Source organism: Frankia umida (genome assembly GCF_023242945.1).
Lineage (GTDB): Bacteria > Actinomycetota > Actinomycetes > Frankiales > Frankiaceae > Frankia > Frankia umida.
Window position 1 is genome coordinate 1 of the sequence record NZ_JALKFT010000025.1, and the last position, 24,281, is coordinate 24,281.

General features: G+C 69.5%; 21 protein-coding genes. 9 read left to right on the forward strand and 12 right to left on the reverse strand.

Annotation, left to right across the window (positions count from 1 at the left end; translation table 11 throughout):
- Positions 1 to 369 precede the first annotated feature (369 nt).
- The 4 genes from MXD59_RS19890 to MXD59_RS19905 all read left to right on the forward strand — a co-directional run bounded on the left by MXD59_RS19890 (position 370) and on the right by MXD59_RS19905 (position 2,291).
- Positions 370 to 975, forward strand: a complete 606-nt coding sequence (locus MXD59_RS19890) for a TetR/AcrR family transcriptional regulator (protein WP_248826165.1) — start codon at positions 370 to 372, stop codon at positions 973 to 975.
- 10 nt (positions 976 to 985) lie between these two features.
- On the forward strand, positions 986 to 1,432 hold the full coding sequence (locus tag MXD59_RS19895) for a VOC family protein (protein WP_248811173.1): 447 nt from the start codon (positions 986 to 988) through the stop codon (positions 1,430 to 1,432).
- 128 nt (positions 1,433 to 1,560) lie between these two features.
- Entirely contained in the window at positions 1,561 to 1,824 is a 264-nt protein-coding gene (locus MXD59_RS19900; protein WP_248826166.1) for a glycosyltransferase, read from the forward strand.
- Entirely contained in the window at positions 1,821 to 2,291 is a 471-nt protein-coding gene (locus MXD59_RS19905; protein ID WP_248826167.1) for a glycosyltransferase, read from the forward strand. The genes MXD59_RS19900 and MXD59_RS19905 overlap by 4 nt, the downstream gene beginning before the upstream one ends.
- Here MXD59_RS19905 and MXD59_RS19910 read toward each other — a convergent pair.
- The 8 genes from MXD59_RS19910 to MXD59_RS19945 form a co-directional block, all read right to left on the reverse strand.
- Positions 2,252 to 3,265, reverse strand: a complete 1,014-nt coding sequence (locus tag MXD59_RS19910) for an amidohydrolase family protein (RefSeq protein ID WP_248826168.1) — start codon at positions 3,263 to 3,265, stop codon at positions 2,252 to 2,254. The two genes, MXD59_RS19905 and MXD59_RS19910, sit on opposite strands and share 40 nt — an antisense overlap.
- A 112-nt stretch (positions 3,266 to 3,377) precedes the next feature.
- The gene (locus MXD59_RS19915) at positions 3,378 to 4,583 is read right to left on the reverse strand and encodes a cytochrome P450 (RefSeq protein WP_248826169.1); all 1,206 of its coding nucleotides are present in this window, start codon (positions 4,581 to 4,583) and stop codon (positions 3,378 to 3,380) included.
- Positions 4,584 to 4,746: 163 nt separating this feature from the next.
- Entirely contained in the window at positions 4,747 to 5,886 is a 1,140-nt protein-coding gene (locus MXD59_RS19920) for a transporter substrate-binding domain-containing protein (protein ID WP_248826170.1), read from the reverse strand.
- 326 nt (positions 5,887 to 6,212) lie between these two features.
- Entirely contained in the window at positions 6,213 to 7,397 is a 1,185-nt protein-coding gene (locus MXD59_RS19925; protein WP_504858361.1) for a YihY/virulence factor BrkB family protein, read from the reverse strand.
- A gap of 129 nt (positions 7,398 to 7,526) precedes the next feature.
- On the reverse strand, positions 7,527 to 9,374 hold the full coding sequence (locus tag MXD59_RS19930; protein ID WP_248826171.1) for a TerD family protein: 1,848 nt from the start codon (positions 9,372 to 9,374) through the stop codon (positions 7,527 to 7,529).
- Positions 9,374 to 9,889, reverse strand: coding sequence for a hypothetical protein (locus MXD59_RS19935; RefSeq protein ID WP_372512146.1), 516 nt, complete (start codon positions 9,887 to 9,889; stop codon positions 9,374 to 9,376). The genes MXD59_RS19930 and MXD59_RS19935 overlap by 1 nt, the downstream gene beginning before the upstream one ends.
- A gap of 14 nt (positions 9,890 to 9,903) precedes the next feature.
- A complete protein-coding gene (locus tag MXD59_RS19940; RefSeq protein WP_248815926.1) occupies positions 9,904 to 11,148 on the reverse strand; it encodes a toxic anion resistance protein in 1,245 nt (414 codons plus the stop codon).
- A gap of 160 nt (positions 11,149 to 11,308) precedes the next feature.
- Positions 11,309 to 12,247, reverse strand: coding sequence for an oxidoreductase (locus tag MXD59_RS19945; protein WP_308301746.1), 939 nt, complete (start codon positions 12,245 to 12,247; stop codon positions 11,309 to 11,311).
- Positions 12,248 to 12,843: 596 nt separating this feature from the next.
- Between MXD59_RS19945 and MXD59_RS19950 the strand changes: the two genes are divergently transcribed.
- Together MXD59_RS19950 and MXD59_RS19955 are read left to right on the forward strand one after the other, a co-directional pair.
- Positions 12,844 to 14,457 carry an MFS transporter gene (locus tag MXD59_RS19950; protein WP_248815924.1) on the forward strand — a complete coding sequence of 538 codons (1,614 nt, stop codon included), beginning with the start codon at positions 12,844 to 12,846 and terminating at the stop codon, positions 14,455 to 14,457.
- Positions 14,458 to 14,504: 47 nt separating this feature from the next.
- On the forward strand, positions 14,505 to 14,942 hold the full coding sequence (locus MXD59_RS19955; protein WP_248815923.1) for a PPOX class F420-dependent oxidoreductase: 438 nt from the start codon (positions 14,505 to 14,507) through the stop codon (positions 14,940 to 14,942).
- Between the two features lie 12 nt (positions 14,943 to 14,954).
- Here MXD59_RS19955 and MXD59_RS19960 read toward each other — a convergent pair whose 3' ends face one another.
- On the reverse strand, positions 14,955 to 16,154 hold the full coding sequence (locus MXD59_RS19960) for an ABC transporter substrate-binding protein (protein WP_248826173.1): 1,200 nt from the start codon (positions 16,152 to 16,154) through the stop codon (positions 14,955 to 14,957).
- Between the two features lie 1,507 nt (positions 16,155 to 17,661).
- On the opposite strand from MXD59_RS19960, the gene MXD59_RS19965 reads away from it, so the two are divergent.
- On the forward strand, positions 17,662 to 19,926 hold the full coding sequence (locus tag MXD59_RS19965; protein ID WP_248826174.1) for an MMPL family transporter: 2,265 nt from the start codon (positions 17,662 to 17,664) through the stop codon (positions 19,924 to 19,926).
- Positions 19,927 to 20,194: 268 nt separating this feature from the next.
- Here the strand turns inward: MXD59_RS19965 and ctaD are convergent, their stop codons facing one another.
- On the reverse strand, positions 20,195 to 21,910 hold the full coding sequence (gene ctaD / locus MXD59_RS19970; protein ID WP_248826175.1) for an aa3-type cytochrome oxidase subunit I: 1,716 nt from the start codon (positions 21,908 to 21,910) through the stop codon (positions 20,195 to 20,197).
- Positions 21,911 to 22,443: 533 nt separating this feature from the next.
- On the opposite strand from ctaD, the gene MXD59_RS19975 reads away from it, so the two are divergent.
- On the forward strand, positions 22,444 to 22,593 hold the full coding sequence (locus MXD59_RS19975; protein WP_248826176.1) for a hypothetical protein: 150 nt from the start codon (positions 22,444 to 22,446) through the stop codon (positions 22,591 to 22,593).
- A gap of 86 nt (positions 22,594 to 22,679) precedes the next feature.
- The gene (locus tag MXD59_RS19980; protein WP_248826177.1) at positions 22,680 to 23,540 is read left to right on the forward strand and encodes an SHOCT domain-containing protein; all 861 of its coding nucleotides are present in this window, start codon (positions 22,680 to 22,682) and stop codon (positions 23,538 to 23,540) included.
- A 29-nt stretch (positions 23,541 to 23,569) separates the two neighbouring features.
- Here the strand turns inward: MXD59_RS19980 and MXD59_RS19985 are convergent, their stop codons facing one another.
- Positions 23,570 to 23,932 carry an MmcQ/YjbR family DNA-binding protein gene (locus tag MXD59_RS19985; RefSeq protein WP_248826178.1) on the reverse strand — a complete coding sequence of 121 codons (363 nt, stop codon included), beginning with the start codon at positions 23,930 to 23,932 and terminating at the stop codon, positions 23,570 to 23,572.
- A gap of 42 nt (positions 23,933 to 23,974) precedes the next feature.
- Complete coding sequence (locus MXD59_RS19990) at positions 23,975 to 24,247, reverse strand: hypothetical protein (protein WP_248826179.1); 273 nt, start codon at positions 24,245 to 24,247, stop codon at positions 23,975 to 23,977.
- Between the last annotated feature and the right edge of the window lie 34 nt (positions 24,248 to 24,281).

Consider the following 24,281-nt stretch of genomic DNA (forward strand, 5'->3'; position numbering starts at 1 on the left):
AGGCGTCTGTCAGTGAAACAGGAAAACCTGCCCGCGAGGGTGGGAATCCCCGGTCTTCAGGCCGGGGAGGATGTCAACGCTCCTTGATCCACGAAAAGCCGTCTGGGCCGCGTGCCGCGGCACAGGGGTCCGATGAGGCAGCGAGTCCACGTTGCCGCGTGCCCATCTTGCCGCGGTCCAGGCTCCGTGCGGTCGCGGTATCAGCTCCTCCAGAGGAGTGATCAGGGGGATGTGGCGAGATCTTGGTTCTGGCTTGGTGTTGTGGTCGGGTGATGGGTGGCCCGGCGCGGTCCGGCCGCGGTCGCCTGACGTCCGGCCGACAACGGCCAATCTTGACAGTGATACTGTCATGATTGCAGTATGGCTGTCATGGCGTCAGTATCACTGTCAGATGCGCGGGCGGCGCTCGTCCGGGACCGGGTCGTCGAGGCGGTGGCCGGCCTGCTGGCCGGCGGGGAGGATCTGACCTTTGCGAAGGTCGCGAAGGCGGCCGGCGTGCCCGAGCGCACCGTCTACCGGCACTTTCCGTCCCGGGAGGCGCTGCTGACGGCCGTGTTCGGCTGGGCGAACCGGCGCATCGGCTTCGATGGCCCCGCCCCGGCGGACGCGGCGCAGCTGGCGGCAATGGTCCGGCAGGTGTTCACCGGGTTCGACGACATCGCGCCGATCGTGCGTGAGCTGCTGCTGGCGCCCGAGGGTCTGCTCGCGCGCCTGTCCGACAACGACCGTCGCCGCCGGACGGCCCGGACCGTCGTCGCTCAGGAGGTGCCGGGCCTGGACGAGACCAGCGCCCGGCGGGTCGCCGCCGCCCTCCAGGCGCTGACCGCCGCCGCCACCTGGCAGACCCTGCGCGACTACTGGGATCTGGACGGCGCGGAGGCCGGCGAGACCGCGGCGCTGGCCCTCGAGCTGATCCTTGACGGTGCCCGCGCCCGGGTCGCGGCCCAGAAGCCGAAAGCGAACGAACCGAGGTGAAGGAGTTCCCATGACGCTCGTACACGGCGTGAACCATGTTGCGATGCTCACCGAGGATCTTGACAGATTCACCGACTTCTACGCCGGGATATTCGAGCTGGAGACCGTCTTCGCCGAGCAGGCGCCGGCGTTCCGGCACGCGATCCTGCGCACCGGACCACATTCCTGGCTACATCCGGCCGAAATTACCGGAAATCCGCACGGTGTGGCCGTACCGGACATGTTCACCCGTGGTCACCTCGACCATCTTGCCCTCACAGCGGCTTCCGCGGAGGCGTTTCGGGCAGCCCGGAACCGTCTTGTCGAGTGCGGTGCCAGCGACGGAAAGATCGAGGATCTCGGCGCCTTTCGCAGCATCTGGTTCACCGATCCCGACGGCATGCGGGGTGAACTCGTCCTCATCACCGACGAGAACCTCCAGGGTATTCATGCGCCGGTTCCGCTTTCCACCGGCTGACATCGCACCGTGTCTGGTCGCCCTTGGGATATGACGTCTGGCCGACAGCAGGCGATCTTGCCGATCGTGTGGCGCCGCAGGCAGGATGGCGCTGATGACATGGGTCCGAATGATTCGAGGACACCACGATGGCTCGTTTTCTGTTTGCCACCATGCCCGCGGTCGGCCACACGCTGCCCGCGATTCCCATCGCCCGGACCCTGGTCGAGCGTGGCCACCGGGTGCGCTGGTACGGCGGCGTCGCGTTCGCCGACCGTATCCGCGCGACCGGAGCCGATTTCCACCCGATCACCGATGCGCGGTTCGACTACAGCGAACCCGCAGCCGGCTCGGCCGGGCCCGCAACCGGGTGCTCGACCTGGCCATCCGCAGGGCGATCTACCGGCCGATGACGGTCGAGGTGAACCGGGCCCGGCAGCTTGTCGGTCTGGGGCCGACGGAGGCGTCCGTCTACGACTTCGCGCTCGCCACCGACGCCGACCAGTTGCTGCGGCCCGCGATCGCGGCGCTCGGCGCCCAGGAGAACCTGCTGGTCGTGGCCGTGACCGGCGGCGCCGACCCGGCGAGGGTGTTCGCCGCGGCGCCGGCGAACACCCGGATCGAGCCGTTCCTGCCGTTCGACCGGCTGCTGGCGCACGTCGACGTGATCGTCACCAGCGGCGGCTACGGGGGAGTGCAGCTGGCGCTCGCCCACGGCGTCCCGATCGTCGCCGCCGGCCGGCTACGCGACGAGATCGTCGTCGCCGGCCGTGAGCAGCGTGCCGCCGACCTTCTCGAGGACCTCGCCGACGCCGCGCCGCCGGCAGGCCACGCGGGCGGTCATCGTGCTGTGCCGGTGGGATCGGCGTCGAGGCGGTAGACCCGCCGGGCTGTTCCGGCGAACAGGGCGCTGCGTTCCGGCGCGGACATCGAAGCAGTTATGATCTTGAAGGCGTTCCAGAGGGCGTCGTAGCTGCCGCTCTGCTTGTCGACCGGGAAGTTGCTCTCGAACATGCTCCGGTCCGGGCCGAAGGCGTCGATGGCTGTTTCGATGTAGGGCGCCCAGGCGGCGGCGAGGTCCGTCGACGAGGGCCGGGTCGCCAGCTCCTCGTGGCCGAGGCCGTGCAGGGGCATGCCCAGGCCGCCGAGTTTGACCACGATGTTCGGCCGGCGGGCGACGTCGCGCAGCAGGGAGCTCCAGCGCGCGAAGATCTCGGACCGGGCCTGCGGGTTCGGCTCGTCGGGGACGGGCCCGCCGAGATGGTCAAGGACGAACAGCTGGTCGGGCAGGGCGTCGGCGGCGGCGGCGAGCTCGGGAAGCTGCTCGTGGAACAGCCACACGTCATAGCTGAGACCACGGCGGCCGACCGCACGGATACCGGCCTGGAACTGGTCGTCGAGCAGAAGGTGTGGCGGGGAGTCCTGACCCTTGACGATCGGCCTGCGGTGCCAGATCACGTTGTGCCGGATGCCGCGCAGCCGGCCACTGGCCGCCTCGAGGTGTCCGTCGATCGTGCGCGCGGCGTCGGCGGGACGGGTGAGATCCGCCCAGGCGACGAGACCGGCCGCGAGCGCCGGCGTGGCACCGGCCGGACAGACGGCGGTGACCAGCTCGGTCTCCCCGACGGGGCGCAGCGCCTCGTCGCCGTCGGGGCGGTACGCGGCCCGGCATTCCACGAACACGGTCGCGGTGATCCGGTGGCCCCGCTCGATGTCACGCAGGTAGGCATGCTGGTCGTAGGGAATCCAGTAGCCGGACGGCCACAGGTGATGGTGGGGGTCGACGATGGGCAGCTCCGGGTCGATCACGTCCTCGCGTGGCGCTGGCTCCGTCGCGGTCTCGTCGAGCTTCATCGGCGGTGCTCCCCATGTGTGCGCTGTCCGCCGCGGACGAGCCGTCCGAGCGGGTCCTCGACGCCATCGATCAGGTTCTCGTGGTCAGGTCGCGGTGGTCAGGTCGCGGTGTTCAGGTCATGGTGTAGCGGATCGGCAGGCGCTTGGGTCCGCCGACGAACAGCGTGTCCATGTACTGCGGGGTGCCGGCGAGCTCGATCGAGCGCACCCGTGGCACGAGCTCGGCGAACAGGGCGCGCGCCTCGAGACGTGCCAGGTGGGTGCCGAGGCAGAAGTGCGCGCCGATGCCGAAGGCGAGGTGCTTGTTCGGGGTGCGGCCGATATCGAAGCGGGAGGGTTCGTCGAAGACGTCCTCATCCCGGTTCGCGGACGGATAGGACAACAGCACCGCCTCGCCCTTGGCGATCCGGACGCCGTGGAGCTCGGTGTCCTCGGCGGCGGTGCGCATGAACTGCTTGACCGGCGACACCCAGCGGAACATCTCGTCGACCGCGGTCGGGACGAGGTCGAGGTTGTCCGACAGCCGCCGCCACTGGTCGGGGTGCTCCACCAGAGCGTGCAGGCCGCCGGAAATCGCGGCACTGGTCGTGTCGTGCCCGGCGGTGGCGATGAGCACGTAGTAGCCGATCGCCTCCAGTTCGCCGATCAGCTGGCCGTCGATCGTGGCGTTGGCAATGGCCGAGCCGAGATCGTCGGACGGGTTCTCGCGGCGGCTGGAAACGATGCCCTGGAAATACTGAAAGAAATCTGCCAGGGTTTCCAGCAGATTCTTGTCGGTCATGTCGACGTCCTCGGCGCCGAACATGTCCTGGGTGAGTTTCAGCATCCGCGGGAAATCGTTCTCCGGCAGGCCGAGCAGCGACAGAATGACATACAGCGGGAAGTGGATGGCGACATCTGCGGCGAAGTCGCATTCGCCGTCGAGGTCGGCCATGCGGTCGACATAGCGCCGGGCGAGCTGCTGGACTCTTTCGGTGAGCCGGCGCACCCCACTGGGCTTGAACCAGTCGGCACTGAGATGCCGATAGACCCCGTGATCCGGCGCGTCCATCTGTACCAGCGTGCGGACCGGTACCTCCGCGCTGCTCGAGTGGCGGGCGAGTGCGGGTCGGGGCGCGTTGAGCCAGATGTCCGTGGCGCGGCTGATGCGCGCCACGTCCGCATGTCTCGTGATGGCCCAGAAAGGCTCGAACCCCTCGGCCTCGACCCAGTGCACCGGCGATTCCCTGCGAAGCAGTGCGGTCGCAGAGTGCAGCCACTTCTCGTCGGCGTAGGCCTGGGGTGTGGTGAAAACGCGTCCCGCCTCTTCGACGTTCACGGTCAGCCTCCTACGGGACCCGGTGACGGTCCATGGCGATCAGACCGCATTGGGTACACAAAATATCGATGCGGTCGATTTGGTGTCAACTGAAGGGCGGCCTGGTCCGGCCGGACCAGGCGTGCCGACCGCCGCGCGACCGCCGACGCGGATCAGGAGAAGATCAGGAAGAAGCGTCGAAATAGCGCCCGCGTAGCTCGTCGTAGGTGCCGTCGGCGTGCATCTGGAGCAGAGCGGCGTTGACCTTCTTGCGCAGGGCGCTGCCGGTGGGGAAGGCGATGCCGTACGCCTCGGGTTCGAAGACCGGGCCGGCGAGCGCCTCCTTGCGATCGTGCGCGACATCGATGTGGTGCTGCAGGACGGGTGAGTCGTAGACGATGGCATCCACGTCGCCCTGGTGCAGCAGGGGGTAGGCGTCGTCGATGGACGCCACGGTGCGCGGGGTGATGTCGTGGTGGCGCAGGTAGGTTTCGGTCGTGGATCCGCGGACCGTGACCACCCGTTTTCCGGGGAGGTCGGCGACCCCGATGATCCCGGTCCGGATGGACCGGACTGTCAGCTGGGTCGTGACCGACGCGGTGAACAGGGACACGAACACCAGACCGACGATGAGCCAGGCGAATGTCATGACCTTGGTCAGCGGCTTCTGTGGGTCGCCCAGATCACCGGCGAGGCCGACGGCGGCGGCCCGGAACATGCCGTCACTCATCCGCCGGTGCCACCGGTGCTCGCTGCCGACATGGGTCACCGCCGAGGTGATCGCCCCGGCGAGGACGAGCATGAGCAGCAGCACCAGCAGATAGCGCCCGGTGGAGGGGGAGACAAGGTTCCGCAGCTGGTGGGAAAGATCCAGGCCGGCCGGGGTGTCGACGGTGAGGATCTGCAGGCCGGCGTCGAACATCGGATAGGAGAAGTCGACGTTCTCCTCCCGGTCGGCGGTAATGGAGATTCCCGAGATCGCGACGTCGACGGTGTTGTCCCTGGCTGCGTTGACGAGGGTCTGGATATCCGGATACCAGACGTATTTCGCTTGCCAGTCGTTGCGCCGCGCGATGTCGTTCCACAGGTCGATACTGAAACCGGTGTACGCGCCGGTGCCCGCGCGGCCGACAAACGGATCGAGCGGCTTGATGCCCACCGTGATGGTGCTGCCGGGAACTCCGGTGGCCAGGGGGCGTTGTGTGGCAGGCGCCACGGCGGCCTGGGCGGGAACCGTGGGCAACGTCGCTGTGAGAAGTGCGGCGAGAAACAGCAGTCCAAGGAGTCCTCGCCGAGGGCCCGCTATCACCGCCTGGGCTGACATGGAAATGTCACGTTGCATGGCGTGTGCGGGAAACCGCTCCGAGGAAAGCCGAGGGAAAGAGCTTCGAAAGGCCTTTGTCGATGATCGGGTGAGAGGCAAGGGGCAGGCCGGAGTCTGGCGGGTCGCCGGGCATGTGGCAAGTGTGCGGGATGGCCAATTCACCTGTCAATACGAGTGTTTGACGATGCGCACAGGTGAGGGTTTGGTACTGTTGTCGGTATATTTGCACCTCTCGCGCACTTATTGGCGGGAGAGTTACCTGCCGAGCGTGCCGCAGCCATCCCACCAGCACCCGGCCACAACCGGAAACGTTCATGGACAGGGCCCTAGGCCGACCCGCCGTCGGTGGGGTGAGCGCCGGCTACCGGGTACGGCGCGGTGGTGCGGGGGCGGCGGCGCTTCCAGGCGCGGGTGTCGCGGGGCTCGGCGTAGGGTTCGGCGTCCGAGGGCAGGCCGCCGAGCAGGGCGCGTTCCCGGGCGATCTCCGCGTCGAACTCGAGGCCGAGCAGGATCGACAGGTTCGACAGCCACAGCCAGACCAGGAAGACGATGACGCCGGCCAGGGTGCCGTAGGTCTTGTTGTACGAGCCGAAGTTCGCCACGTATACGGCGAAACCGGCGGACGCGGCGAGCCAGAGCACCACGGCGAGGACGCTGCCCGGGGTCAGCCAGCGAAAGCCCGGCACCCGTACGTTCGGCGTCGACCAGTACAGCAGCGCGATCGTGATGCCCATCAGCACCACGAGCACCGGCCACTTCGCATACGACCAGGCGTGCAGGGAGCCGACGTCCACCCCGAGGATCGCCCCGATCCGTTCGGCGGCCCCGCCGGAGAGCACGACGATGGCCGCACTCGCCCCGAGCAGAACGACGAGTGCGATGGTCACGGCCAGCCGCAGCGGCACGACCTTCCAGACGGGACGTCCCTCGGTCATGTCGTAGACCACGTTCGCCGCCCGGATGAACGCCGCGATGTAACTGGACGCCGACCACAGCGCCCCGACCAGACCGACGATGGCGAGCACACTGCCGGTGCCGGGGCTGTCGCGCAGGTTGGTGACGGCGTCGCGCAGGACGTCACGGGCCGAACCCGGCGCGAGCTGTTGCACGTTGGTCAGAATCCGGTCGGCCTCGTCGTCACCGACCAGCCCGACCATCGACACCAGCACCAGCAGCGCCGGGAAGATCGCCAGCACGCCGTAGTAGGTGAGGGCGGCGGCGCGGTCGGGTAGTTCGTCATGGCGGAACTCCCGTACGGTCCGCCGCAGCACCGCGAACCACGACCGGAACCGCAGCTGCGAGGGCCGCTGCGGCATCGTCGCGTCACCGGACGCCCCTGGCCCGGACGTGGCGCCACCCGCCTGGCCGCTGACGTCGACACCGCTGACGCTGGGGTCGGCTCCGGCCGTGGGGGCCGATGCCGACGTCGGCGCGATCTGCTGGGCGGGGATGGTCTCGGTGGCCGTGATGGAGCTACGCGTGCGTCGGCGCTGTCGCCAGGTCGCGGGCATGAGGGAATCCTTGACCATGGCGACCCGTGGTGAAACGTCGCGCCCCCCACGGACGACTGCCGCACGGGTGACGGTCGTCTCCACCGGAGCCGGCCCGGCCGGTGGGGCGGGCTCAGCCGCTGGGGCGGTTCAGCCGGTGGTGACCAGGGTCGTGCCGGTCGGTCCCCACTCGAGGTCCCAGCCGTAGCGGGCCGCGGCCTCGGCCTGGGTGCGCGGATCGAAGTCGTTCTCCCGCCGGATGACCAGATCGTCCTCGACGATGTGGAAGGACGCGACCACGCACAGCGGCGCATCGTCGGGTGCCGCGCCCAGACGCACCGTCAACCGCTCGCCGGACGCGGCGCGGACGTCCAGTTCGGCCCGTAGCTGCGCCCACGGCGGCACCCCGCGCAGACCGTAGGCGTACACGAAGAACCGGTGGAACGTGGGCAGCGAGGCCAGATCGACGAACAGCGTCTGCCCGTCCCGTTCGTCACGTCGCCCCAGCCGCAGCACCTGCCGGCGCGCTCCCCGCCCGGGCGCGCTGACCAGCCCGTCGAGTTCCTGCAGCACACCGGACGCCCCGCCCGCCGCACCGGACCCGGCCTGCCACAGACATCCCAGGTGGAGGTTGCTGGGCCGGGGCAGTCCGGTGCGGGTGGTCAGCGCCGACCAGCGCAGTGTGATGGTCATGGCACCGGTGCCCCGGTTCGCCGCGGTCCAGATGGTGGCCGGATGGTCGTCGTCCAGCGCGGCGACCCGCTCGACGCGCTGACGGTGGCGCGACGAGTGCGCCCCGACCCGGGCCGTGGGTGAGAACGGCTCGCCTGCCCCGGAGTCCCCACCCGCCGGGCCCGGTTCCGCGCAACCGCGCCCGAGCCCGTCGCCCCCCTGACGTCCGGACGGCCCCTGCCCGTTCGACGATGGGCTCCCGCCGTCACGCGTCGCCGTGGGTCCCCCCAGATCGAGCGCGGAGCGCCCCGCCCCCGGGTGCGCTGACCCCTGCCGGACGGACGGTGGCGCCTCGTCGTCGCCCAGATCGAGCGTGCTTCGCCGCGCGGGCGTGGGTGGCCGCGGCGGTACCGGCGCTGCCGGCGACGGCCGAGGCGGTGGTGCCGGTGCCGGTGCCGCCGGTGCCGCCGGTGCCGGTGGTGGGGCGGCGGCTGGTTTCGATCTCGGTGTCGCGGGCTGCGATGCCGACCTGGGTGTCGCCGGGGAGGACTGCGACGCGGGCCGCACCGGAGGCTGGCTGTTCGGGTGAGGCTGGCTGTTCGGGTGGGGCTGGGCGTTCGGGCGGGGCTGGGGGGCAGGGCGGGGCGGAAGGTTCGGGTGGAGGTGGACGGCGAGGGTGCGGCGGCTGCGGGCGGGGGAGGTCCTGGTCAGGAAGGCGGTGACGTCCACGGGATGGGCGGCGGTGGTGCTGGCGGTCAGGCGGGTGAGGCCGCCGGTGTAGCCCTGCGCGACGCAGCGAAGCTTCCATCCGCGGGCATGGCGGTAGAGCTCACCGAAGACCATCGTGGTCTCCAGACCGGTCTCGGCCGCGACCTCGCAGCGGACGAGTTCGGTGCCATCCGCCGCGAGCAGCCGAAGGTAGGCGCCGTGTACCGAGCGGAACGACGGCGGTCGGGTGGGCGCGTCGTACACCGCGGCACCGAAGTGCAGCCGGTCGATGCTGGCCGGCACGGCGTCCAGTCGCACCAGCAGACGTTCGGCGTCGCCGGTCAGGGGCCGCGGCGGCGGGGTCGCGGTGGGCCGCTCGTGCGGATTGGGTACCTGCTGGGCCAGCAGCAGCTCGTGTCCGCCGTCCGACGGGTCGGACCTGGTGAGGATGATGACGGCGTCGAGTTCGAGGTCGGCCAGTTCCGGGCGGTCGTCCCAGCCCAGTGCCACGGTCAGCGCCCCACCCGGGCCACCGGCGCCCGCCAGGCCACCAGCGCCGTGCGGGACGAGGTCGGCGATCGCGATGTTGCCGCCCTTGGGCAGGCTGCGGGCGGCCATCAGTCGAGGTCGGACCGTCGGAACTTGGCGTCCAGGAAGCGGGCCTGGATCGCGAGCTGCGCGGCGTCGCCGGTGTAGACGAGATCCTGCAGGTCGTTCGCCCCCTCGTCGAGCAGCTGAAGTTGGCGGACGAGGTCGTCGGCCGGCGTGGTACCGGTGACCCCGGCACGCTCGGCGTACTGCGGCGGCAACGCGGTGAAGTCGTCGAGGGCCTGCGGCAGGTACTCGTGGATGATCGCGGTCAGCCCCCGCATCTCCTCGTCGCTGGCCGACTGACGTTCGACATACCCCAGCAGGGGCCGCAGGATGTCATCGAGATCGCGCACGGTGGGTACGGCCCCGGGCGGTAGCCGTCCGCCGTCGGCGTTGACCCGGGTGACCAGGGCGGCGAGCTCCGCGCGCAGCTGCCCGATCTGGGTGGCGACCTCCCCGCGTGGTGCCGCTGCGGCCCGGCGGGCGTCACCGTGGGCTGCCTCGCCGTCCTCGGTGGTGGCCGGACGCCGACGGAAGATCACCCTGCCCCCTCTGCTCAGCGTTCGTCCGCGCGGGCCCGTTCCAGATACGCGCGGGAGCGGCCGACCTGGGTCTCGAGGGCGGCGACCGTCGTCGCCATGCTCTCGACCGCCTTGGCCTTGTACCCGTCGATGGCGTCCATGGTGGCGAAGATGTTGTCGAAGGCGGTCTGCAGCGCCTCGACACTGACCCCGCTGGACGCCGCCTGCTCGTGGAGCTGACCGGTCTGCTGGCGCAGCATCTCGCTGGTGGAGGTGATCATACTGTTGGTGGTGGCGTTCAGCGCGTTGATCTGGTCGAGCACGAGCTTCTGGTTCGCCAGCGCCTGGGCGACGATGACCGCGGTGCGCAGGGCCGCGACCGTCGTCGACTGCGCCCGGTCGACGCCCTTGATCAGCTCGAGGTTGTTCCTGCGGACCAGGTCGAGGGCGAGATAGCCCTGCACGCTCACCGCGAGCTGCGTGATCAGATCCTGCTGGCGCTGGCGGATGGGGAACAGCGCGTCCGAGGTGAGCGCGTCGGCGGCGCCGGGGTTCGCCGGGCGCAGCTGGTCGATCTTCGTCGACACCGCGCCGTCGAGGGCCTTGGCGAGGGTGGCGTACTCGGTGAGCTTGCCCATCGCCGCCCACAGGTTCGCCTTCTCCTGCTCGATGGCGGCGTTGTCCTTGCGCAGCTCGTCCTGGCCGGAGTCCAGCGCGCGGATGATGCCGTCGAGCTGCTTCTGCGCCGACTGGTAGCGCTGGAAGTAGGCGGAGATCCGGCTGCCGAACGGGACGATCCCGAGCAGTTTGCGGGGGCCCCTGAGATCGGCCCTGCCCGGGTCGAGATCGGTGACCGTCTCGCGCAGTTCGACGAGCGTGCGGGCGACCCGGGTCTGCGCGTCGCCGCCGGAGGCACCCGCGCCGGTGCCCCCCCGACCGCGACTGCTGGCCAGGGCCGCCGCCGGTCGCTCGAGCATCCGGTTGGACACCCGGGCGCTCGCGACGATCTCCCGCTGGCCCATCGACGTGATGTCGTTGATCTTCGCCTGGAACGCGGGGCTGCGCGGGTCCTGCGCGGTGAGTTCGTCGGCGAAACCGGCCGCCCGGGCACGCAGCTGCGCCCGGGTGGCCTCGTCGATCGGCACCATGCTGTCGACCTGGTCGTCGGGGATCACCGGCACCGGCTCCGGTGGGGCGAGCCGCAACGCCCCACCCGTGCCCGTCGCCGCGGGGGCGACCGTGGGTGGCGCCAACGGCTTACCCAGGTCCAGCTCCGACATGGACGTCCTCCCCACCTCGCCCTGCCCCGGCCCGCGGGCGGCGCGTCACCCGAGGCTCACCAGGTCGATTTGACCCTACGCGAGATGCCCGCCGGATCACCGCGCCAACCGGAACACCGCCCGTCGTCCTGCCGACCGTGGCGTTCGGGGGCCGCCCGGGTCAGAGCGGGTAGGTGATGCCGGTGAGCTCGGTGGACAGCGTCCACAGGCGTGCGGCGATCTCGGTGTCCTGGGAGCGGGCGTTGGACCTGACGATGACCGGAGGCCCGGTCATGGTCAGCAGCCCGCGCGGACCGTAGTACTGGCCGCCGACGGCCTGCGGGTCGACGGCGGCACGCAGCATCGGCAGCGCACCCATGTGCGGCGAATGGGCGATCGGGTTCGGAACGCTGTTGAGCAGGCGGCTGCGCAGCTTCTGGCTGCCGCCCACGCCGCCGGCGTTGGTCGTCGCACCGCCCGGGTGCGCGGCCAGGGAGATCGCCGGCGCGTTCGCCGCGGCCAGCCGCCGGTGCAGCTCGTAGGAGAACAGCAGGTTCGCGAGCTTCGAGCGCCCGTAACCACGCAGCGGCTTGTAACCCCGCTCGAAGGGGATGTCCTCGAAGTCGATCTTTCCCATGCGGTGGCCGTTGCTGCCGACCGTGACGATCCGCCCCGCGTCGGCGGCGAGCACCGCCGGCAGGACGAGCCCGGTGAACGCGAAGTGCGCCAGGTGGTTGACCCCGAAGTGCTGCTCGAAACCGTCCTCGGTCCGACCGTGCGGCAGCATGATCACGCCGGCGTTGTTGATCAGGATGTCGATGGTGGGGCGCTCGACGAGCAGGGTCTCGGCGGCCTTGCGGACGCTGGTCAGGGAGTTCAGGTCCAGCTCGAGGAGATGGATGTCGGCGTCCGGCGACTCGGCCAGGACGCGATCGCGGGCCTCCTGCGCCTTCACCGGATTGCGGCAGGCCAGGATGGTGGTGGCGCCGCGCGCGGCCAGCACCCGCGCGGCCTCGAAGCCGATCCCCGTGTTCGCCCCGGTGACGACGGCGGTCCGGCCCCTGAGCGTGGGCACCTCCGCCGCCGACCACCGTCGCCGCTGCCCAGAAGTAGCTGCCACTGTTGGACCTCCAGGTTTCCGGACGGGGGCGAGGCCCCGATCACCACAAAGTGCTTGATGTGACGTAGGTGCTCGATGTGACGTAGGTGATAGTACGGTCAACGCCGCGCAGAGGCGTGTGATCGGAACACGGCGCCCGCATCGCCCAGATCGTGGTCGCGTCGTGCGGTCGGTTCGCCACACTCCCCGCACCCACACCCATACCCACACCGACGGGCTGGACGGCCCGGCGGGTCCGCAGTCGCCCGAACTGGTCGTGCACGTGTATGCGCCGTTCGACGGCGGCCTGCTCGGCCGGGTCAGCCTCGGCCGTCCGGCTCGACCTGCCGCTGTCCGGGGAGGATCGACTGATCCTGCTGGACGAGCTCGCCGTCGACGCCGCGGCCGGGGTGGGGCTGGTGGTGCGACGTGATCCCCGGCACGGATCTTGGCGCGACCGCGGCACGATCTCGGCGAGGTGGCTTATAAGTGCATGTAGACGGTCGGATCGCTGCCTGCGGGGTGCCGTCGGCGAAGCCGGGCGGGCCTGCCGTCCGGTGAGCCCGGATGCCCGGCCCGGCCCGGTCCCGGTCGACGCATGCGGCGAGAGGACAGCCATGACGCAGCACCCGGCCGCCCAGCAGCGGGAGGGTCGTGAACGGACGGCCCGTGCGGGGACGACCGACAGCGGTGTCGAGACCGGTCTGTCACCCCGGCAGGAACGGCTGCTGCTACCCGTTCTGACCCTGGTCGGACTGTTGATCTCGCTGATCGGCAGTGTCGGGGCGCCGCTGGTCCCGACACTGGCGCGGTCGTACCACATCTCCGAGAGCACGGCGCAGTGGTCGTTGACCATCACGTTGATGAGCGGTGCGGTCAGCACACCGCTGCTGACCCGGCTCGGTGACGGCCCCCATCGGCGCGCGGTGCTGTTCGCCGGCCTGATGGCCGCGGTGGTCGGCGGGGCGCTGGCGGCGATCCCGGGCAGCTTCGCGCTGCTCGTCGTCGGCCGGGCGCTGCAGGGTGCGGCGAACGGCCTGCTGCCCATCGCCATGTCCATCGTGCGCGACCATCTGCCCGCCGAACGGGCCCGGCGCGCGGTCGCGGTCCTGTCGGTGACGGCGGCGGCCGGCGTGGGTCTTGGCTACCCGGTTACCGGACTGATCGCCAAGTACCTCAGCTTCCACATCGGCTACATCATGGTGGCCGGGTTCGCCGCCCTCGCGGCCGCCCTGGCCGCCGTCGTCGTCCCGTCCGACTCCGATCGCCCCCGGCGACGCATCGACCCACGCGGTGCGGTGCTGCTCGTCGTCGGATTCGGCGCGTTCATGCTGGCGCTGAGCGAGGGCGTCGCGTGGGGATGGGCTTCGGTTCGGGTCCTGGGCCTGTTCGCGGCCGCGCTGGTACTCCTGACCGGTTGGGTGTGGCAGGAACGCCGGACGGCCCATCCGGTCGTCGATCTGCGGATCATGGGTGACCGGGCGGTGCTGGCCGGTAACCTCACCGCGGTGCTGGCCGGCATCGGGATGTACCTGCTGCTGTCGCTGGTCGTCCGGTTCGTGCAGACCCCGCGTTCCAGCGGCTACGGGCTGGGGGAGACGGTCCTGGTCGCCGGGTTCGTGCTGATCCCGTTCTCGGTGCTCAGTGTCGTGTCGAGCCGGGTCGCGGCCCGCATCGAGGACTGGCTGGGTTTCCGTCCGGTGATCCCGATCGGCTGCATCGTCTTCGTCACCGCGATGCTCGCGTTCCGGTTCGCCCGTGGCTCGCTGTGGGAGGTCTGCCTGGTCATGGGCATCGCGGGCCTGGGATCGGGATGTGTGTTCGCCGCGATGCCGCGGCTGATCCTGCGCTCGGTCCCGGCGGCGCAGAGCAGCAGCGCGCTCGGTGTCAACCAGGTGATGCGGTTCATCGGCTTCTCCATCGGCAGCGCCCTGAGCGCCACCATCCTGTCCGCCTTCACCCACGGCGGTCTCGGACTGCCCCGCGTGGGCGGCTACGACATCGCGGCCCTCACCGGTGCCGGTGTGTGGCTCACCGCGGGCATCGTCGCCTACGTCGTCCCCGGCGGCGCACGCCCCGACACCGCGTCATCCCTCGCCACCGCTGGTTCCGCTGTCGGCCCGGGTCCGGTCGCCGCCGTCGTCCCGGATCCCGCCGCCGCGGTGGTCCCCGCGCCTGTGGGCGGGTCATCCGATCGCCACGACGCCGAGCAGGACGGCGCGGACGTGTGACGCCGGGCCCCACGCCTTTCGAGGCCGTCAGGGGTGAGGATGAGGCCATGGCGGAATCGTCGTTTGATCCACATGCGCTGCTTGCCGCGAGCCGACTCGGTGTCCTTGCCACGATCAGGGCGGACGGTCGGCCGCAGCTGTCGCCGGTGCTGCCCTTCTACGACCGGACGGCCGGGGTGATTCTCGTGTCCTCACGTCAGGGGCTGGCCAAGACCGCGAACCTGCGGCGCGAACCGTGGGCCGCGGTGGAGGTCACCAGCCCCGACGGCCGGTCGTGGGCGACGGCCGAAGGGGCGGTGACGCTCTCGGGGCCGGGCGACGATCCGCTCGGCCCCGAGGTCGAGATGCTCGTGGACTACTACCGCAGGGCCTCCGGTGAACATCCCGACTGGGAGGAGTACCGGGCGGTGATGGTCGCCGACCAGCGTGTTCTGATCACCGTGGCCGTCGAACGGGTCTACGGGCAGTCCCTCGCCGGAACCTGACCGGGGCTGTGGTCAGCCGGCGATGCGCTCACCACAGAAGTTGGGATCGATGGTGGTCTCACCGGTGCCGGTCGCGTTCACCGCGCTGAACGGGTAGCAGAGGGAGACCTTGCCGAAGTCGTGTTCGAAGTCGACGCTGGGGATGAGGCCGCCGGCGGTGTAGTTCTTCACCGCGCGCAGGCCCGAGATGAAGCGGGCCCGGGTGGGGCAGGGGCCGGCGGCCTTCAGCCCTTCGATGATCATGTCGCCGAGGATGTAGCCGATCACGGCCACCGACTGGCCCCTGTCCTGAAGCTCGGGTGCGAAGCGGATCATCGCGGCACGGTAGGCGGCGGCACCCGGTGCGCTCGAATCCGGCGGCTGGACGGCATAGGTGGTCAGACCGGCCAGCAGTGGGCCGTAGGTGGCCAGCAGGTCGGCACCCGGCGGCTGGCCGCCGCTGAGAACGACCTTGGGCTGTACGCCGGCCTGCCGGACGGTGGCGACGATGCGGGAGAAGGTCTCGATCGTCAGAGGACTGGCGAGGATATCCACGTTGTTGGTGGATATCAGTCGGATGATCTCACGGATCTGGGCGTCGGTGGGTGATTCGTCCGCGCTCGTGGAAAGAGTCGGGATGCCGACCGACTGGAGGCTGGACCGCATCTGTTGCGCGATGCCGTCGCTGATGCTGAGGCCGGCGGGGTCGCCGACCACGAGGGCGCGGGTGCCACCCTTTTCCTGAGCGTACCTGCCGAAGGTGGTGACTGCCTCCGAGGAGGTGCTGGCGTTGCGGGAAAGCGAGTAGGTGAACATGTTGCGGTACTTCGACCAGGCGGGTTCCACCGCGATACCGACCACCGGGACGTTGTTGGTGGCGAGGTAGTCGGCGCCGCCGCTGGATACCGGGGTCGCCTCGATGACGGCGAAGTCCTTCTCGTTCTCCACCCGGTCACGGCTGGCGACGGCGTTGGTGTCGACTCGCCCTCGGTCATCCGACCAGGAGTAGTGAATCTGCCGACCGTTCACTCCGCCGGATTCGTTGATGGCGCCCAGCCGGGCGTTCAGACCCGAGCGTACCGGTAGGAACGTGGTGGCGAGTGCTCCGGTGTCCGGGTAGATGAGGCCTACCCGTACCTCGTTCTTCGATACGCCGGGATCGTTGCATCCGGTGGCCGCGGAGGTGGCCGGACTGCTGCTGCAGGCGGCCAGCGAGGCCAGGCAGAGTAACACGGCAGATGCTGCCGACAGTGAGCGGACTGTCATGGCCGGGACCTTCCAAGTTCGGATCTTGAGTGGAGGCAACGTTATCCGCCATCACGCAATTATTTGACTATTTGATCACAATATGCTCATCGAGGCTCTGGATAATGCCGTTTCCGAATGAGTGAAATGGAGATTTAGGACGATTTGGGATTGCTGATCCTCGGGTATGGTTGACTTCGCCCGCTGGGTCCGTTCCGTGTGTCGACTCGTCCGCATGTCGTCGACGGACGGCCCGGTGCGGACGTCCTCTGACCAGTCACCTTCGGCGCTCATGGTCAGGGCGGTGGCGAAGGATGATGGCACCGGGGAAGGTGTCGCGCGAAAGGCCGGGAGCGGACGGCGGAATGCGATCCGTGCCGAGGCGGCCAGGCCGGCGGGTCGAGGCGGGGTGGCGTCGCGGGTCGAATCCCGTCGTGGTGGCGGGTGCCGGGCCTCGGCTACCGATTGCGTGCCACCCGATCGGAAAGCTCGCCCACGATGCGTGATACCGATCAACAGGGTGGCGCGGGCGCCAGTCCAACGGTGCGGGAAAAGTGATGTCCGGGTGGCCTGAAGGACACGTCCGAAGCCGCACCGGGGCACGCTGATCCCCCGGTGTGGTCATTCTTGCGGCTGGCACATCGCCCCGCCAGGGTCCCGAAAGGATGGCGTGTGGCCTTGCCCGCGCGCGAGGTCAATGGTGGGCGGATCGCTGTTGGGCGGGTGGTATGTCAGATATTCCTACGGCCGTTGTCCGGGCGGCGGCTGCCCGGCTGGCGACGGCGCGCCGTGGAATCGTGGCGTCGCCGGTTGGTCCGGGCGGCCCGGGTGTCGGTCATGGTCCGCGGCAATGGTCACCGGCGATGCGGCAATGGTCACCGGCGATGGGGCAATGGTCGCCGGCGACGGGGCGAGGATCGGACATATATCGTGACACCAGTCACAGATCATCGTCCGCGGCCTGGGTCGACAGCGCACAGTGGACAGCCGACGGCGCAGGTGATGTCGGCGATCGGCGCGCGAGGAGCGTGAAGGCGGCGGTTGCGCCGCGTTCACCGGGGGTCCCCCGGTGAACGTCGGGTTTCGGCCGCTCGCCGGCTGGTGACCTGGCCGGAACCGCCGGTCCGACCGGCCGATATTGCGTCGGCAAGCCGACAGTTTCGCGGTATGACTGTGTCGTGGCCGGGCACACGGGTCTCCATGCGGCAGGCTATGTTCGCATTGGCCGGAGTCGGGGCTCGGTCGAACGCTGACGTCCCTGCTCGCGGAGGTGCCCGGTCTGGTATCACACGCCTGACCGGCCGCCGCCCGGCGGTCCATGCCCGGTTGGTCGGGTGGCTGGCATCCCGGTGCCCGCCGTTCGTCCGACAGTAACCGAGGCGGTCACCTGCCGGGTGCCCGCAGGAATATCAGCATATCGGCGCGGAGCGTCCGCCGCCTGTCCATCCGAACCTCCCAGACGCCGCGCACCGTACGGCCCTGAGCAGGAGAACTGATGAAGACCATTGCCGAGTTCGCCATCCGCCTGCGATGGCTTGTCATCGTGGGCTGGCTCGCGATCATCGTCGCGAGCCAGGGTATCGCCGCGGCGATGGGAGGGGCGGCGTACAAGGACACGTTCAGCCTCCCGCACACCGAGACCGCGACCGTCGCCGATCTGCTCAAGGACGCGGGTCTGGACAACCAGAGCGGCGCGGTGGGCACCATCGTCCTGAAGAACAACAGCGGTGCCTTCACCAGCCCGCCGGCGAAGCTGCAGCCGGCCCTGGCGAAGCTGTGCACCTCCGGTGACCACGTGGCACTGCTGGCCACCCCGTGGCAGTCGATCAACTGTGCCGACAACGGAGCCACGTCGGCCGGTAGCCGCCAGCTGCTGAACACCGCGCACGGGTCGACCACCGCGCTGGTGTCGGTCACCTGGGAGAACGGCCACTTCGAGCCGGAGAACTTCAAGGCCGTCTACGACGACCTGAAGACGCTGGACAGCGACGCGCTACAGGTGGAGTTCACCGGTAACGCGTTCGCCGGTATCGGCCAGAGCCAGGGCTCGGGCGGATCGGTGTTCATCGGTTTCGCCGCCGCGCTCATCATCCTGGCCATCGTGTTCCGGACGGTGGCGGCGACCGTGCTGCCGCTGGCCAGCGCCATCGCCGCCCTGGTCAGCGGCCTGGGTCTGATCTACATCCTGAGCCACGCGATCAACGTCTCCAACATCACGCCGTACCTGGCGGAGCTGATGGTGATCGGTGTCGGCGTCGACTACGCGCTGTTCATCGTGACCAGGCATCGACGCAACCTGCGTCGCGGCATGCCGGTGAACGAGTCGATCGTGTCAGCGATCAACACCTCGGGCCGGGCGGTGCTGTTCGCCGGGACCACGGTGTGCATCGCGATCCTCGGTCTGATCGCGCTCGGAGTCAGCTTCTTCAACGGCATGGCGGTCGCCACGGCACTCGCCGTCGGCTTCACCATGATCGCCTCGCTGACCCTGCTGCCCGCCATGCTCAGCCTGTTCGGTCTGAAGGTGCTCACCCGTAAGCACCGGGCGGCCGTGCGCGCCGGGGAGTACATCGGCGACACCCAGGTCGGTTTCTGGGCGCGCTGGTCGGAGTTCGTCGGCAAGAACCGGATCCTCGTCGCCGTGGTCTCCGGCGCGATCATGGTGGCGCTGGCAGTGCCGTTCTTCTCCCTGCAGCTCGGCGCCAGCGACCAGGGCAGCGACCCGAAGAGCTCCACGACCCGCACGGGTTACGACCTGATCGCCGACGAGTTCGGGGTCGGCTACAACTCCGGGCTCGAAGCGGTGGTGAGCGGGCCCGGTGCCACCGACGACGCCTACCTGGAGCGGGTCTCCAAGGCGCTGTCCGGCCAGGCCGGTATCGACGCGGGCAGTGTCACGACGCTCCCGCTGGCCCGCGGGATCGCGTTCGTCTCGTTCAAGACGACCACGTCACCGCAGTCGGAGAAGACCTACACGCTGGTTCGTCATCTGCGTTCGGATGTCCTGCCACCCCTGTACGAGGGCACCCAGAACCACATCTACACCTACGGTGAGACGGCGATCAACGTCGACTTCGCCAAGGTGCTGTCCCGCAAGCTGCCGCTGTTCATCGGCGTCGTGGTCGGCCTGTCGTTCCTCCTGCTGCTGCTGGCCTTCCGCAGTCTGGTCGTTCCGCTGACGGCGGCGGTGATGAACCTGCTCGCCGCGGCCGGATCGTTCGGTCTGATCGTGGGGATCTTCCAGTACGGCTGGGGATCGGAGGCTTTGGGCGGCGGGCCCGGTGGGCCGATCGACGCCTGGATTCCGGTGATGCTCTTCGCCATCCTGTTCGGCCTGTCGATGGACTATCAGGTGTTCCTCGTCAGCCGGATGCACGAGGAGTGGATTCACACCCGCGACAACCGCCGGGCCATCACCATCGGCCAGGCCGAGACCGGCGGCATCATCACCGCCGCGGCCATCATCATGATCGCGGTGTTCTTCGGGTTCGTGGTCTCCCCGGGCCGGCAGATCAAGATCTTCGGTCTGGGTCTGGCGTCCGCGGTGTTCCTGGACGCGTTCGTCCTGCGGACCATGCTGGTGCCCTCGCTCATGCACCTGATCGGGAAGCGGAACTGGTACTTCCCGCGCTGGCTGGACCGGGTCACCCCGCACCTGTCCGTCGAACCGCCCGAGGAGCCGGTGGCCCCGGTCACCGGTAACGTTCCCCCCACCCCGCCCCAGACGCCGCCGCCGCACGACTCGAACGTCAGGGTCTGACGGTCGGCATCCCGACGCACGACGGGGACGCTCCCGGCGATGACGGGCGCACCCTGAGCGCGGACAAGCGCATATCGGCACTGTCGGATCGGCCCCGGAGAACACCGTTTCTCCGGGGCCGATCCGTCTGTCAGGCGCCGTTCCAGCCGGGCCAGCGCCCGTCCCCGCCCGGACGCGGAACCGCCCCGGTCCCATCTGGCGACCGGGGCGGTTCTGCGACTGTGGCGCTGCTGTGACTGTGGCGCTGCTGTGACTGTGGCGCTGCTGGTCAGGAACTCAGCCCGCGCTTGTTCGGTGCCGGTGTGAACTCGGGGGTGGCGTGGAAGTCCACGTCGCCGGCGAGCTCCGGATAGTGCAGGTCGAACGCCGGCCGCTCGGAGCGGATACGCGGCAGAGTGGTGAAGTTGTGCCGCGGCGGCGGGCAGGACGTCGCCCATTCCAGCGAGTTCCCGAAGCCCCACGGGTCGTCCACCGTGACGATGGGGCCCTTGCGGTACGACAGGTAGAGGTTCAGCAGGAACGGCAGGGTGGACAGCGCCAGAATCACACTGCCCAGCGACGAGATGGTGTTCAGCGTGGTGAACCCGTCCTGCGCGCTGTAGTCGGCGTACCGGCGGGGCATACCCTTCACGCCGAGCCAGTGGTCGACCAGGAACGTGGAGTGGAAGCCGACCAGCATCGTCCAGTAGTGCACCTTGGCGAGCTTGGTGTTCATCATCCGGCCGGTGACCTTCGGGAACCAGAAGTAGATTCCGGCGAACCCGGCGAACAGCAGACCGGCGACCACGTAGTGGAAGTGGCCGACGACGAAGTAGCTGTCACTGACATGGAAGTCGACCGGCGGGCTGGACAGCAGCACACCGGTGAGACCACCGAACAGGAACGTCACCAGGAAGCCGACAGCGAACATCATCGGCGGTTCGAAGGTGAGCTGACCCCGCCACATCGTGCCGATCCAGTTGAAGAACTTGACCCCGGTCGGCACCGCGATCAGGAACGTCAGGATGGAGAAGAACGGCAGCAGCGCGGCCCCGGTCACGTACATGTGGTGCGCCCACACGGCGATCGACAGGCCGCCGATGCCGATGGTCGCGTACACCAGACCCTTGTAGCCGAACAGCGGCTTGCGGGAGAACACCGGCAGGATCTCGGTGATGATCCCGAAGAACGGCAGGGCGATGATGTAGACCTCGGGATGCCCGAAGAACCAGAACAGATGCTGCCACAGGATGGACCCGCCGTTGGCCGCGTCGAAGATGTGCGAGCCGAACCTTCGGTCGCACTCCAACGCGATGAGCGCCGCGGCCAGCACCGGGAAGGCGATCAGCACCAGGATGGACGTGACCAGCACGTTCCAGGTGAAGATCGGCAGCCGGAACATGGTCATACCCGGCGCCCGCAGGCACAGGATCGTCGTGATGAAGTTGACCGCGCCGAGGATGGTGCCCAGACCCGAGACGGTCAGACCCACCAGCCACAGGTCGCTGCCGAGCCCCGGCGAGTAGGCCTCGCCCGACAGCGGCGTGTAGGCGAACCAGCCGAACGACGCGGCGCCGTTCGGCGTGAGAAAGCCCGCAATGACCGTCAGGCTGCCAAAGAAGAAGAACCAGAACGACAGTGCGTTGAGCCGCGGGAAAGCCACGTCCGGCGCGCCGATCTGCAGCGGGATCAGATAGTTCGCGAACGCGAAGGCGATCGGCGTCGCGAACATCAGCAGCATCAGCGTGCCGTGCATGGTGAAGATCTGGTTGTACTGCTCGTTGGATACGTACTGCAGCCCGGGCTTGGCCAGTTCAGCCCGGATTATCATGGCCAGCACGCCGGCGAACGCGAAGTAGACAAGGGACGTCAGGGTGTACATCACCGCGATGTCCTTGTGCGACGTCGTCCGCAGGTAGTGCAGCAGCGACCCCAGGGCCTTGGGGGGCGCGTCATCTGCCGGCGGGTCCGCGTGCCCGGCCGGCGTGTCGTGCACTAGTGTCACATTCCGCTCCCGATGGTGATGCCGCTGCCGGCATTGGCGTGCGCGGCCCCGGCTGCAGGCTCGGCGCACCGGCCGAGAAACCTGCCGGCGCACGTCACGCTATCCACGGGCCCGTTTTCTCGGCCTTGTCGGACGTCCCACGCCCGAAGGAAATCCGGCACACCGATTCAGCGTAGAAGGTCCCGCCCCGGCGCCCCCACCATCGGGTCCCGCACTTTCTGGCCCTCCGCTGGTCTGTGCCTGTCGCCACACCGGTATTCGTTTCGTTCCGGCCGGCTTCTGGAAACCCCACCGGGCAGGTTGTTCTCCGGGTTGGTGACCTGCTGTTTCCCCGTCCGGTGGGCTGCCGGCGACCGTGCGCCGTGGGCGTCGCCGACCAGGGGCGGGCGAGGACGGGTGCGCTCGGCTGACGTCGGGTGGGTCACGCCGCCCGGATGGGCCTCGCCGCGGCCCGACCCGGCGATCCCGGCCAGCCTGGCATGGCATCTGCGCGTCCCGGGTCCCGAAGCGCCCGCCCCGGCCGATCCTCGCCCGTGCCACCCACCTGGACCCGCTCACCGCCCGGTTGGCCGAACCCCCGGTTCGACCGCGTACCGGAACCCGTCCTCGCCGGCACCATCGTCAACATGGACGGCTACGACGAGCTGACCTATGTCCGTGATCTCGGCCTCCTACGCGCCTGAGCTGGTCTCGTCCGCAAACGCCTGCCGCCCGTCCGATCGTCGGGTTAGCCTGCGGCGGGGAACCCGACCGCCCGAGGGGACGTGCCATGCGTGAGCTGACGAGCCAGGGCCAGCGGGCCGTCGCGGACCTCGCGCACCGCTACGACGTCAGCGTCGAGGCGGTGCGCACGCTGCTGGCCGCGGTGCTGGCCGGCAACGGCACGCAGGCCCAGTTCACCCACCCCGACCTCGGCGGACGCGGGCAGTGGATGGCCGGCGGCATGACCATGGTCGGTGACATGTTCAACACCGCCCTACAGGCCAGGGTCAGCGGCCTCGCCACCGACCTCGCGGCCCTGCTGGCCAGCCCGGACCTGTTCGCGCCCCACACCACGACTCCGACCCCGCCCGCATCCCGGACCTCATCCGCGTGGGCTCCGTCCTCGTTTCCTTCCCCAGCCCCGTTCCCGTCTTCGTTCCCGTCCTCGACGGGGGATGGCTGGTGGCCCGGTGAGCTGGGGCGGCCCAGCGCCAGCGGCAGCCAGAACGGCGCGCGGTACGCGGTCTTCCCCGCCATGCGACGGCTCGCCGTCCAGCGGGATGACGGACCGGTCAGCGTGTACGACACCGGTGACCATCGGGTCGGCGGCGTCCAACAGCAGCAGTGTGGCCGGCCAGGAACACTGTCGTTCACCAGCCAGCACGGCACCTTCACCGTGGACAGCCTCTCCCCGGCAGCCCCCACGCCACTCGTGACACCCGGGCCCACCGCACCGTCCGAGCCCGCCGCCTCACCCGAACCCGCCGCCTCACCCGAGCCCATCCCGGCGTCCGAACCTGCCGCCGCAGGGGCGGACGCGGAGGCGATCCTGGCGACCCTTGACCGGCTGGGCGAGCTGCACCAACGCGGTGTGCTCACGGACGCCGAGTTCGCCGCGAAGAAGGCCGAGCTGCTCGCCCGGCTATGACATGAGGGAAACGGAAGGGGCCGTGGCCGCTATGCGGTCTCGGTGGTGAGCTCGGCCGGGGCGCGCATCCGCCAGGCGTCGGTGACGAGTTCGGTCAGCCGGTCGACGCCCACCGCGGCCAGCCGGCACATCACCAGCGGGAAGCCGTCGTAGCCGGGTGCGGTGAAGAACAGCTCGGGTTCGCCGCGCAGCAGGGCCTGCTTCTCGGCCTCGTCACCGACGTAGAGCACGGCGACGTCGGTGCGAATCCGCCGCGGCTGCCCCGGCCGGCGCTCCGGATACGACCAGACGAACCCCTTGCCGCCCACCCGGAAGTCGAAGCCCTCACTGTGGACTTCCTCGACCCCCGGCAACGCCAGCGCCAGCCGGCACACATCGTCGGCGTCAGCCACCGCACGTCCCTCCCCGCGTGAACCACCTGCTGTGCGACGAGGCTACGGCCTGAGCCCGCTCGGATGGCCGGAAACCGCATCGAGGACGGAGCCGGGACTCGCGGCGGGAGCGGGAACGGCGTCGGCGGGCCCGCTGACGCCGGGTTCTCGCCGCAGGATGTCCCAGTAGCCGGCGAGGGCGGCCTTGAGCTCGCGGACCAGGTCCGGGCGGTTCTCGGGTGCCGCCACGGCGATGAGCGGCAGCAGGCCGGCGAAGATCTGGAACGTGACGGTGCCAGCGCGGTGGCAGGCGGCGTCGGTGAGTTCGTCGGGCACTGTTGCGTTGCGGGAAGGCAGCGCATGCCGGGCC

What these genes read in the sequence shown, in the direction of transcription:
- MXD59_RS19890 (WP_248826165.1), top strand. Translation starts at nt 370, where the DNA reads ATGGCGTCAGTATCACTGTCAGATGCGCGGGCGGCGCTCGTCCGGGAC.
- MXD59_RS19895 (WP_248811173.1), top strand. Translation starts at nt 986, where the DNA reads ATGACGCTCGTACACGGCGTGAACCATGTTGCGATGCTCACCGAGGAT.
- MXD59_RS19900 (WP_248826166.1), top strand. Translation starts at nt 1,561, where the DNA reads ATGGCTCGTTTTCTGTTTGCCACCATGCCCGCGGTCGGCCACACGCTG.
- MXD59_RS19905 (WP_248826167.1), top strand. Translation starts at nt 1,821, where the DNA reads ATGACGGTCGAGGTGAACCGGGCCCGGCAGCTTGTCGGTCTGGGGCCG.
- MXD59_RS19910 (WP_248826168.1), bottom strand. Translation starts at nt 3,265, where the DNA reads ATGAAGCTCGACGAGACCGCGACGGAGCCAGCGCCACGCGAGGACGTG.
- MXD59_RS19920 (WP_248826170.1), bottom strand. Translation starts at nt 5,886, where the DNA reads ATGTCAGCCCAGGCGGTGATAGCGGGCCCTCGGCGAGGACTCCTTGGA.
- MXD59_RS19925 (WP_504858361.1), bottom strand. Translation starts at nt 7,397, where the DNA reads ATGCCCGCGACCTGGCGACAGCGCCGACGCACGCGTAGCTCCATCACG.
- MXD59_RS19930 (WP_248826171.1), bottom strand. Translation starts at nt 9,374, where the DNA reads ATGGCCGCCCGCAGCCTGCCCAAGGGCGGCAACATCGCGATCGCCGAC.
- MXD59_RS19940 (WP_248815926.1), bottom strand. Translation starts at nt 11,148, where the DNA reads ATGTCGGAGCTGGACCTGGGTAAGCCGTTGGCGCCACCCACGGTCGCC.
- MXD59_RS19950 (WP_248815924.1), top strand. Translation starts at nt 12,844, where the DNA reads ATGACGCAGCACCCGGCCGCCCAGCAGCGGGAGGGTCGTGAACGGACG.
- MXD59_RS19955 (WP_248815923.1), top strand. Translation starts at nt 14,505, where the DNA reads ATGGCGGAATCGTCGTTTGATCCACATGCGCTGCTTGCCGCGAGCCGA.
- MXD59_RS19965 (WP_248826174.1), top strand. Translation starts at nt 17,662, where the DNA reads ATGAAGACCATTGCCGAGTTCGCCATCCGCCTGCGATGGCTTGTCATC.
- MXD59_RS19980 (WP_248826177.1), top strand. Translation starts at nt 22,680, where the DNA reads ATGCGTGAGCTGACGAGCCAGGGCCAGCGGGCCGTCGCGGACCTCGCG.